Raw genomic sequence first — 10,555 nt, forward strand, 5'->3', positions numbered from 1 at the left:
CTCTTGTTCCCCACTTAAGCCCAACTACCGGCACTATTCGTTCATTAAACACTAATTGTCAAGATGCCATGCAATCCTTGCTATCAATGTAATTTCAGTTCCGGTGCTGATTCGGAGCATCTTTCCATTTGACAACGCCAAAGTTTAAGTCTCTAGTTCCTTTTAGTTTAACCGTGTCAATATTTTTCTTATCTGTGAAAGTTATTTTCTTTCTATCCTCCGATAGTTGACCTCCAGAGTTTTTATATTCCACAGAACGATCATTTTTCTGAAACTTGGGATAACCTTTTTTACCTTTAACCTTTTTCTTACAATTGTCATAGAAACGAGCAATAGACGACCAGGCTCGTTCGGCCAGCGAGGGTCTTCATCCCGACATTCTAGATAAATTGATCTCTAATAACCCCGGGGGTGGCGAAATCTCGATGCGTCCCGCTTTCAGATCCACCAGTGGAACAATTTCTTTGACAAAGGGGACCAGGGCCGTGGCCTCTGAGTCGGAGGATGGACTTTTTTTCTTGACGGAGGCTAGATTTGCTTCTAGTTGCACTGCTAAAATGTCATTACCCGCCCACAAAATATCTACTACAACCCCGATTTTTTCTCCTGTCAGGTGATGATAAACTTCTAAGTTTACTAGCTCACTAACATGATATTCATCCGCTTTTAGGCGAGGTTTTTCCAGTTTATTCGCCCATAATTTATATCCGCGCAAAGCTTCGGCCTGTTCCCGATTTTCAACCCCCTCTAACTTGATAATATAAACATTTTTGCCCGGTAGCTCACGTCCCCTGAGCAGAGTAATTTCTCGGATTTTTCCCCCTTGAGGCCTTTGTATTCCCCTAATACCTCGCTTCTGAAAACGTTCGGGAAAATCTGATACCGATAAAACTCGCAATTCTCCCTCCAGTCCCTGGGGTGCTACTATTGTCCCAATTTCTAGCCAATTTTCTTCCATTGTCTCAATATTTTTTGCTATAGCTTTCCCTAGTATATAGCTTTTTTTGTCTCGCTCCTAGATTTTTAAAGTCTTGGTAGGGTAAAATTTTTAGTTGACCTCTACTCCTGACCATTTTTTGACTTTTTACTGGTGGCTTTTGACTGAATTATGACTATTTGGCAAGCGGATTTTTATAAATCTTCATCTTCATCTTCTCCTTCTCTTGGCACAGTCTGGCAATTGTTAATTTCCGATTCTCTTGGTCATCTTATCTATGAAAATTCCTGTCCCCAATCCCAAGCTAATAGCGACTGGTTAACCCAACAGTTACAGCAAGCTTGTCAAGTCTCCCCCCCGGAAATTATCCAAGTTTTTCGCCCCGAATGCGCCAATTTATTTCTCCTCGCTGGTCAAAATTTACAGATCAAAATTGAGTTAACCCGTCACGTTAACGCTCTGAAAAAACAGCTAGAATTACGGCAAATCCCCATCAATATCGACTCTCCTCCACCGCAACCCCTACCCGACCAATTTTTAGGTCAAGAGTGGCGTTTTGCTCGTTTTCCCGCCGTTGATTTAGTTAATTTTTTTGGCGATCGCAGAATACCGATTCTTTCCCTACCAGAGGCCTTTTCTCCTTTAAAATTGGGTTTAGCCTCCACTCTCATGATCCCCGGTGTGGTTATTACCGGTGGTAAAAAATCTCTTGCCATCGCTCGTTGGTTAGAGGAAATTAACCCAGTATTTATCGATCATATTCCCACAGAAAGGGGGCGATCGGGCGGTTTAGTCTTGGAATCGGGTCTAAATGAACGTTGGATTTTTCTGACCTACGAAGATGAAGAAGTGGCCCTGGCAGCCAATGTTTATCAAGCAACCAAACAGGAAAGCCAAGGTTTGCACTTTCTCCTGATACAACCGGATGATTCTGGTCGCACTTTTACCGGCTTTTGGCTACTGAAACAAGTTTAACCCCCAAGCTGTCCCCAAGAGGCAGAGAATACCCGCTAAACCCGCTAAAGGTTGGTTATAGATACCTTTAACCCAAACTAACCCAGAATCGCTGTAAGACATCAATTCGGCACTGTCCAGCAAAGCTAATCCCCACACCCAACCGCTATGAAGTCCCCAAGCTAATCCTAAACTACCATGATCGATCGCCCGCGCCCAGACCAGAACCATCCCCATCAGAAATAAACCGGGTAGTTGCGGCAGCGTTTGCTGACGTTCCCAAAGCAGATGCAGCAGGGCAAAAATTAGGCTAGAAATGGCTCCCGCCACCCAAAAACCGTATTCTTGGCTTAATTGACTCAAAAAGATGCCCCTAAAGATTAATTCCTCGGTAATACCCACCCAGAGGGCCACTATCAACAGGGGTAAACTCAAGGCAAAAGCGCGAGTTAGGTTTTTGGGCTGCCAATGTACCCAGGCCAAAATCCCCTCTAGGAAAAAAATTATCCCTAATCCCACCACTGCCAGGATTAATCCTTTAGTTAGGGAGATAAATAGGGAAAATGACCAAATTAATCCGTAATTATGGAGGCTGCTCCCCTCTATCTTCAATAATCCCCAGATAACTAAGGGAGCCAAAACGTAAAGAGAGGCCACTAGGGGCAATTTCTGGTCAGGTTTTGTCCCTTGCAGCGGTTGCCATCCCAAACGACTCCCTAAACCAATGGCAATCGGCAGCCAGAGAATTAACCAGACTAACAGGAAAATAATAATTTTTATTAAGGCAGCCATGTCCATTGTCAATTAGGTGCTATGGAAGTGGGGGTGTGGGGTGTGGGGTTTTGGGGTTTTGGGGTTTTGGGGTTTTGGGGTATTAGTTGAAATTTCCCTATCCCCCCATTTCCCCATTTCCCTACCCCCTACCCCTAACACCCATAAAACAAACCCCCTAGGCATAGGATAACTGTGGAACTTTGCTCTGGTAAAGCCTAGCTCCAACAAAAATCCATCCCTAGGGGGTTGCGAAAAAGAAGAAAAAGTGCTTAAGGAAAACCCCTCAAGTTGATAAAAGAGGCGGTCAGGGGTTAGAATTAGGGATAAGAATCTATATTGTCTTTTTGGTCGGTCTTGTCAAAACTAGCCCTTTTGACTGCCGATTTTTTTTGTCCTTATCCCTACTCCGTAACCTATTTAAGCTTCTACCGATTCTTCTGATTCCGTTTGTTTGAGGTGGATGTGCTTGTAGCCAAGTTTGATTTCAAACTCATCGCCGGGCTGCAAGTTCATTTGTTCGGTATAGGTGGAACCGATGACGATTTGACCATTTTTATGGACACTAACCCGGAAAGTGGGTTCGCGGCCGCGGCCATCTTTAGTGCCTTCGGGATCGAGAGGAACCCCTTTTGCACCCAAAACAGCATCGTAAAAGTCGGTTAAATTGACCCGAACTTGGCCATCTTTACTTTGAGAGTAGTAACCACAACGTTTTGCCGTTTCGCGACGGGGTAAGTGGGATAACTCTTTGACTTTTTGTAGTAGAGCTTTCCCGGTTAGGGGAGTAGGAGAGATGTCACTCATGGTACTTTTTAATGTTCCTTGATTTTTGACTGACTGTCAATTAAGTTTACACTGACAAATTGATCATACCAAAAATCTTGCCAAAAATGTCTAGAGGGGAATAATAAATTTTTTAAAACTGATGGTTCGGTGATGACAATCGTGCTAAGAAGACCCCGGACTAGGTAGTAAGTGTAAACCTTGTGGGGGAGAGGAATTTTTTGGCCAAGACTCTGGGAATTTTTGGTCGGGTGCGAGGAAAACAGGGGGGAGAAAGTGAGGACATAAAACCGTTTAAGCTATACCTAGCAAAGAATTGAGCAACTATACTTGTGGTTGGAGTTGGCAAAAAATTAATGACCCAGAGCAGTAAATCTGGGGGGATTAAACTGTTTTCGAGCGACTTGCCCATCTATCATTAGGCCTAGATACCCACCCCTTGGCTCAACCGACCGGGGAAAATCTTAAGGATTAATTACCATTACTAGCTCCCCTTTGGCCCGTTAACATCGATTATCCTGAGTATTAGGAGTCCCTCATCCCCGTGCCGAGTATGGAAGTTTCTTTTAAAATTCTGCGTCAACGACCCAACGACACCCCCTACCTAGAAAATTTTACCCTAGAGGTGGAGGCGGGAAATACAATTCTCGACTGCCTTAATCGCATCAAATGGGAACTTGATGGAACTTTGGCCTTTCGTAAAAATTGCCGCAATACAATTTGTGGCAGCTGTGCGATGAAAATTAACGGTCGTTCGGCCTTGGCTTGTCAACAAAATATCGCCAGTGAATTAAACCATTGTAGCCAAAAAGATGCCGGAGAAATTCCCGAAATCACGATCGCTCCTCTGGGGAATTTACCGATTATCCGGGATTTAATCGTCAATATGCAACCGTTTTGGGACGATTTAGAAAAAGTTGAACCTTATATTAGTAGTCAAGCACGCACCATTCCCGAACGAGAATTTCTGCAAACTCCAGAAGAAAGAGCCAATCTCAATCAGATGGGTAACTGCATTATGTGCGGGGCCTGTTATTCGGAATGTAACGCCAAGCAAGTCAATCCCGATTTTGTCGGTCCCCACGCTTTAGCAAAAGCGCAGCGCACCCTAGCAGATTCCCGCGATGGTAATCAAGAAGGTCGTCTAGAACTTTATAACCAAGGCACCGCAGGGGTTTGGGGTTGTACCCGTTGCTATTTCTGTAATGCGGTTTGTCCTATGGAAGTGGCCCCCATGGATCAGATCGGTAAAATTAAACAGGAAATACTCGCTCGCAAGTCGGCCGATAGTAGTCGTCCCATTCGTCACCGGAAAGTTTTAGTGGAATTAGTCAAAGCAGGGGGATGGGTGGATGAACGCCAATTCGGCCTCTATGTGCTGGGCAATTATTGGCGCGATTTACAGGGTTTATTAAGTATTGCCCCCTTGGGATTGCGGATGATTGCTAAGGGGAAATTTCCCACTTCCTTTGAAGCTTCCGAGGGAACCGAGGAAGTGAGAGGTTTAATTACTGCCATTCAAAATTCTCGCTCTCGATAGTTAGAGTAATTTTGAGATGATTATGATCTATATTCTATTTGACTGGAGAACTCATTATCATGTTCGATCGAGATAGTATCCGTGGTTTTTCTGCCCTAATCACCCTTGTGGGAGTCGCTTCTAGTTTGGGTTTTAGCTTCAACGCACCAGCTTTCTCCCAAGCTACCTCTAACAATTTACCATTACTCTTAGCCCAAAAAAGCGAAAAGGTGCGCGTAGCGGTTTTAGACTTCGATTATAGCGGTCTCAGTAATCCCCAGTGGTTAACATTTCTCAATGGTGGAGCCAGTGGTGTCAGTGATATTCTCGTCAATAGATTGGTGGAAAGTGGTCGCTATACAGTCATTGAGCGCAGTCGCATTGATGCTGTCCTCAGAGAACAGAATTTGGGAGCTTCGGGACGGGTAGATGCCGCTACCGCCGCTCAAATCGGGCAAATTTTGGGGGTAGATGTGGTGATTATCGGTTCGATTACCCAATTCGATTTACAAAAAAAACAATCTGGTGGCTCGTTTATTATTTTTAGCACCGCCAAGACAGAAACCGATGCTTTTGTCAAGTTGAATGTCCGGGCAATTAATACCACCACGGCCGAAATTATTACCACCGCTCAGGGAGATGGTAGTGCCAATCAATCCGATGGTTCAACCGTGGTTTTAGGGGTTGGGGGTGGTTCCCAAACCTCCAACGAAGGGAAATTACTCAGTATTGCCACCGATAAGGCAGTAGCGCAGGTGGTGGATAATCTCAATAATAAAGCTGACCAAATCGCCGCTACACCGCGCTCGCTCCCGACTGTCACCGCTGTAGTGGCTGCCGTGGCGGGAAATCAGGTAATTCTCAATAAAGGCACGGGAGAGGGTTATCGTGTTGGTTTACGCATTTCCATCGAACGGACGACCCAAACGGTCAAGGATCCGCAAACGGGTAAGGTTATCCGTCAGATTACTCAACCGATTGGCACTCTCGAAATTGTCGAAGCTGATGGTCAATCTAGCGTCGGTCGCATCATTACCGGTAATGGTTTTAAAATCGGTGATTTAGCTAAACCCATTCGTTAGTTATGAATTATGAATTATGAATTATGAATTATGAATTGGGGAGGTGGGGAGGTGGGGAGATCGGTAAACTTAAAACTTAAATCTGATCACTGATAACTGATCACTGATAACTGATCACTGATAACTGATCACTGATAACTGATCACTGATAACTGATCACTGATAACTGATAACTGATAAGTGAACACTCACGAAAATTTGAAGTTATGTAAAGGGAAGCCTGGGGTCAGGTAAGACAACCGATAAAATTTATAGTCGGAATCCCTTGGATATTCCCTAGACCAGAGCGATTAACGAAAACTATCAAAAAATGGTACAAGATCAAAAACCCACGGTGATCATTACTGGGACAACTTCTGGAGTCGGTCTCTACGCCGCTAAATCCCTTGCTCAAAGAGGTTGGTTTGTAGTTATGGCCTGTCGGGATATCCCGAAAATGGAACAGGCGGCCAAGGAATTGAACATTCCCCGGGATAACTACTGTATTGAATTTATCGACCTCGGTTCCCTCGATAGCGTCCGGCGCTTCGTCAAAAATTTCCGGGCCTTGGGCAGACCTCTAACCGCTTTAGTCTGCAATGCCGCTATCTATCTGCCTTTGCTCAAAGAACCCTTAAGAAGTCCCGACGGTTATGAATTGAGCATGGCCACCAATCATTTAGGTCATTTCCTCTTGTCGAATTTGCTCTTGGAAGACCTAAAAAATTCCCCTTCTCCCGACCGGCGTTTAGTCATTCTCGGTACTGTCACCCATAATCCCGATGAATTAGGCGGCAAAATTCCTCCTCGTCCTGATTTGGGCGATTTAGAAGGGTTTGCCAAGGGTTTCAAAGAGCCGATTACTATGGCCGACGGCAAAAAATTTGAATCGGTCAAAGCCTACAAAGATAGTAAGGTGTGTAATGTTCTCACCATGCGGGAACTGCACAAACGCTATCACGAATCCACCGGAATCACTTTTACTTCCCTCTATCCGGGTTGTGTGGCCGATACACCCCTTTTCCGCAATCATTACCCCTTTTTCCAGCAGTTTTTCCCCTGGTTCCAGAAAAATATCACCGGTGGCTATGTTTCCCAAGAATTAGCCGGGGAAAGAGTGGCCATGGTGGTGGCTGACCCCGAATACCGTCAATCCGGCGCTTACTGGAGTTGGGGCAACCGTCAGAAAAAAGAGGGTAAATCTTTTGTACAAAGGGTTTCTCCTCAAGCTCGCGACGAGGAAAGAGGCGAAAAAATGTGGGAATACAGCACTAAATTAGTCGGATTAGCCTAATTTCTGATTTTGAGATTAAAAAGGGACACAAGGTAACTTGTGTCCTTGTGGAAACGGGGAGCGCTGGGACAGGGAGAAACAATCCATAACTGGGTTTTTAAAGTTTGATTGGCAGTTAATGATACTATTAAAACCCACATTCCGCACCCTAGTCGTTGAAATCAAAAGTTGCTCTAGCCCTTGTATAGTAAGGCTTTTAGCGATTACTAAGAATTATGAAGTGTCACACTCTATTCAGCGATCGCCAACTTAATGAGAGTTTCTCTCAATAATTTGGTATCAGAGCTATCAGATTTTTAGGGCTAATTGTGCATCTGCTGGGCAAACAAAGTGGTATCATGCCAAGATTTTTCGAGATTTTCAATAAAATCTACTGGGTTAATTTTCCATTGGGTCGGTTGGTCTGGTCTAATAAGATATTCCATTAAAAACTTCTCCTTTAATTAATGTTTTTAGGGTACATGAGTGATGATGTTTACGTCCCTTTATCAGCAATTATTGAATAATTACAATGATTCTTGTGCGGTAGATAAAACCTCTTGATATAGTCTTGGATTAATACGTTTACCCTGAGTAATTAACGCCTCTAAAACTTCCTGAACGCTAGTAATTAATCCTAGTTGTTTGGCGACTAATAAGATACCTAATGTACCAGTAATTTTTAGATTTCGAGATAAAGCAACTCGCCTAGCTTCTAAATCATCAATCAATAATTGATCGGCTTCTAATTCTTCAGCTAAAATCATAGCAGCACATTCACCCCAACCTAAATTAGTTATCGTTTTCAAAGTAGAGACTTTTTCTGAACTGCTAATTGTTCGTCTCTCTATCCAGTCTGCTAATTGAACTAAATTAACTGCTGGATGAGTTCCTGTTGTTACCTCATGGTAAACTTCTTGAGGAATAATAATTTTCCCGTAAATATCATGAAGTAAATTAAGTTTTCCAACTTTTGCTAATTCACTTAAAGGGGTAGTATCAGAGACAATAATCACGTTACTTTTTATATCTCTCTAAAATTTGGAGAGTCTCAGCCACTTCTTGTTGTAATTCTTCTTGGGTTTGCATAGGGAATGAACAAATATTGTAGTGATCCATTAAATCAGAAAGTTTATGGCGATCAATCTCTAATAATTCTGCGGCACGTCCCGCACTAATATCACCATGACGAAGTAAAGTCATAACATAGGCTTCTTTAGCTTTTTTCTCAGCTTCCAGATGATGAATTTCTGGAACTTTAGGTAAAGTTAGAGTGAATTTAATTTCTGTTGTCGTCATTTGAGATTTATTTTGAGTAGCCTATAATTATTTATAACACTTATTTACCGCCACCGATGCCGATAATAACCCCTTAACCCTACAATATCACCGCAGGTAATCCTAACCTCGATGGCGACGGTATCTCCGCCTTTACCATCAATAATAGCGGCCAAATTGCCATGGCTGACTCCGATGATAAGGCTGTAGTCATCTCTCTAACCTAACTGATCACAAAATAACTTGATTATCTGGCTAACTTGACAAAAGTTTATCAAAATATAGCCTTAGCAACATAAATCGGCTTATTACTAGGTAAATCCTTGCAGGAGTGGCATTATACCAGATATTTTCTCTCTGCTCGATTTATTTAAGTAGGGAGGCACAATTATTTGTAGGATGGGTTAGCGGTAGCGTAACATAATCGGGCGTTGGGTTTCATGCTTCAACCCAACCTACGTTCATCTTATATTTAATTCCACCCACCTACTTAATAAGCTCTGCTGATGAATGAAAAAAAATAATAAACGGAACTTATAACTATTCGCCTCTACAATCTAAGCATTATCCCTAACCAGTGCTAAATTTTCTGACATCCAAGCTTGATTAATGGTTTTGGTGTCTTTAGAGGCAGTTTTCTCGACTATTCGCTTACTTATCAACTTTATCTAACTCGAATTAAGTTTCGGGTGGATTCCCTATCGACTCTGTACCATCTTTAACACCGATAATTTTAGTCAAAGATGTAAAAAAGGAAGAGTATTATTGTGAGAGCGTGTAATTAGTATAATTAAAGTAAAAATCATTCCAAGGTAGCCATGATTAAAAACATTAATGTAACTGGACTTAAACCTGAACAAATTCAGCAGATACAGGTACTTATTGCCGCATTTAAAGCTCAAAATCAACTCAATCAAAGTGAACCTGAAATTGATATGATTGAATACCTGTTGGAAAATCCTATAGAGGTTGATAATTTAGAATTTATGAAACGAGAAGAAATTTATGACAGAACTTAAAAATCATAGTTGTTTTGTTGATTCTAATATTTGGCTTTATGCTTTTTCCACTGATAAAAAAGAAGAAAGTAAAAGAATATTGGCAAAACAATTAATTAAAGAAAAGTCCATCATTATCAGTACCCAAATAGTTAATGAGGTTTCTTGTAATTTACTTAAAAAGCATAAGCTTGATGAAAAACAATTGTTTAAATTAATTGTTTCCTTTTATAGAAAATATCAAGTTATCTCATTTAATCTTGATATTTTTGAATCTGCATCTAATCTGAGAACTCAATACCATCTATCATTTTGGGATAGTTTAGTGATTGCTTGTGCTTTATTTTCTGATGCAAATATTTTGTATTCAGAAGATATGCAAGATGGTTTAATTGTTGATAAAAAATTAACTATTATTAATCCCTTTAAGCAATAAAAGTATTTTACTGGTTAATGATGCTGTCTTTAACATCTCTAAAACCAGTCCTAACGGTACAGTCGTCGGCACAATTAACGCCACTGATGCCGATAACAACCCCTGAACCTACAATATCACCGCAGGTAATCCTAACCTCGATGGCGACGGTATCTCCGCCTTTACCATCAATAATAACGGCCAAATTCCCATGGCTGACTCCGATGACAAGGCTGTAGTCATCTCCCTACCCTAACTGATCACAAAATAACTTAATTTGCTGGCTAACTTGACAAAAGTTTATCAAAATATAACCTTAGCAACATAAATCGGCTTATCCCTAGGTAAATCCTTGCAGGAGTGCCATTATACCAGATATTTTCTCTCTGCATGGTTTATTTAATAAGCTCTGCTGATGAATGAAAAAAAAAAAAAATAAACGGGACTTATAATTATTCGCCTCTACAATCTAAGCATTATCCCTAACCAGTGCTAAATTTTCTGACATCCAAGCTTGATTAATGGTTTTGCTGTCTCTAGAGACATTTTTCTCCACTATTCGC

At 41.8% G+C, this 10,555-nt stretch carries 13 protein-coding genes and 1 pseudogene; 6 read left to right on the top strand and 8 right to left on the bottom strand.

What is annotated here, in order from left to right; translation table 11 throughout:
• Positions 1–139 precede the first annotated feature (139 nt).
• Both IM515_RS02940 and rimM read right to left on the bottom strand, forming a co-directional pair.
• A pseudogene (locus IM515_RS02940) lies at positions 140–367 on the bottom strand (RNA-guided endonuclease TnpB family protein); the annotation flags it as partial.
• Entirely contained in the window at positions 368–958 is a 591-nt protein-coding gene (gene rimM / locus IM515_RS02945; protein WP_287627045.1) for a ribosome maturation factor RimM, read from the bottom strand.
• A 150-nt stretch (positions 959–1,108) separates the two neighbouring features.
• On the opposite strand from rimM, the gene IM515_RS02950 reads away from it, so the two are divergent.
• Entirely contained in the window at positions 1,109–1,912 is an 804-nt protein-coding gene (locus IM515_RS02950; RefSeq protein ID WP_287627044.1) for a Tab2/Atab2 family RNA-binding protein, read from the top strand.
• Here IM515_RS02950 and IM515_RS02955 read toward each other — a convergent pair.
• Entirely contained in the window at positions 1,895–2,689 is a 795-nt protein-coding gene (locus IM515_RS02955) for a CPBP family intramembrane glutamic endopeptidase (protein WP_287627043.1), read from the bottom strand. The genes IM515_RS02950 and IM515_RS02955 overlap by 18 nt on opposite strands.
• A 393-nt stretch (positions 2,690–3,082) precedes the next feature.
• On the bottom strand, positions 3,083–3,469 hold the full coding sequence (locus IM515_RS02960) for an AbrB family transcriptional regulator (RefSeq protein ID WP_002765913.1): 387 nt from the start codon (positions 3,467–3,469) through the stop codon (positions 3,083–3,085).
• Between the two features lie 532 nt (positions 3,470–4,001).
• Here IM515_RS02960 and IM515_RS02965 point away from each other — a divergent pair.
• The 3 genes from IM515_RS02965 to IM515_RS02975 all read left to right on the top strand — a co-directional run bounded on the left by IM515_RS02965 (position 4,002) and on the right by IM515_RS02975 (position 7,322).
• Entirely contained in the window at positions 4,002–4,988 is a 987-nt protein-coding gene (locus IM515_RS02965; protein ID WP_287627042.1) for a succinate dehydrogenase/fumarate reductase iron-sulfur subunit, read from the top strand.
• 59 nt (positions 4,989–5,047) lie between these two features.
• The gene (locus IM515_RS02970; protein WP_287627041.1) at positions 5,048–6,049 is read left to right on the top strand and encodes a CsgG/HfaB family protein; all 1,002 of its coding nucleotides are present in this window, start codon (positions 5,048–5,050) and stop codon (positions 6,047–6,049) included.
• Positions 6,050–6,359: 310 nt separating this feature from the next.
• Entirely contained in the window at positions 6,360–7,322 is a 963-nt protein-coding gene (locus IM515_RS02975; protein WP_287627040.1) for a protochlorophyllide reductase, read from the top strand.
• A gap of 302 nt (positions 7,323–7,624) precedes the next feature.
• Here IM515_RS02975 and IM515_RS02980 read toward each other — a convergent pair whose 3' ends face one another.
• The 3 genes from IM515_RS02980 to IM515_RS02990 form a co-directional block, all read right to left on the bottom strand.
• Positions 7,625–7,747: a hypothetical protein gene (locus IM515_RS02980; protein WP_255520648.1), complete on the bottom strand. Its 123-nt coding sequence runs from the start codon at positions 7,745–7,747 to the stop codon at positions 7,625–7,627.
• Positions 7,748–7,828: 81 nt separating this feature from the next.
• Positions 7,829–8,317 carry a PIN domain-containing protein gene (locus tag IM515_RS02985; protein WP_147069847.1) on the bottom strand — a complete coding sequence of 163 codons (489 nt, stop codon included), beginning with the start codon at positions 8,315–8,317 and terminating at the stop codon, positions 7,829–7,831.
• A gap of 1 nt (position 8,318) precedes the next feature.
• Positions 8,319–8,600, bottom strand: coding sequence for a UPF0175 family protein (locus IM515_RS02990; protein WP_002765919.1), 282 nt, complete (start codon positions 8,598–8,600; stop codon positions 8,319–8,321).
• 797 nt (positions 8,601–9,397) lie between these two features.
• On the opposite strand from IM515_RS02990, the gene IM515_RS02995 reads away from it, so the two are divergent.
• Together IM515_RS02995 and IM515_RS03000 are read left to right on the top strand one after the other, a co-directional pair.
• The gene (locus IM515_RS02995) at positions 9,398–9,598 is read left to right on the top strand and encodes a hypothetical protein (protein ID WP_002770256.1); all 201 of its coding nucleotides are present in this window, start codon (positions 9,398–9,400) and stop codon (positions 9,596–9,598) included.
• A complete protein-coding gene (locus IM515_RS03000) occupies positions 9,585–10,013 on the top strand; it encodes a PIN domain-containing protein (RefSeq protein WP_287627039.1) in 429 nt (142 codons plus the stop codon). Before IM515_RS02995 ends, IM515_RS03000 begins: the two co-directional genes overlap by 14 nt.
• Before the next feature lie 7 nt (positions 10,014–10,020).
• Here IM515_RS03000 and IM515_RS03005 read toward each other — a convergent pair whose 3' ends face one another.
• Positions 10,021–10,197, bottom strand: coding sequence for a hypothetical protein (locus IM515_RS03005; RefSeq protein ID WP_287627037.1), 177 nt, complete (start codon positions 10,195–10,197; stop codon positions 10,021–10,023).
• Positions 10,198–10,555 lie beyond the last annotated feature (358 nt).

It is taken from the genome of Microcystis sp. M44BS1 (assembly GCF_020244875.1).
In the GTDB taxonomy this organism is placed as follows: Bacteria; Cyanobacteriota; Cyanobacteriia; order Cyanobacteriales; family Microcystaceae; genus Microcystis; species Microcystis panniformis.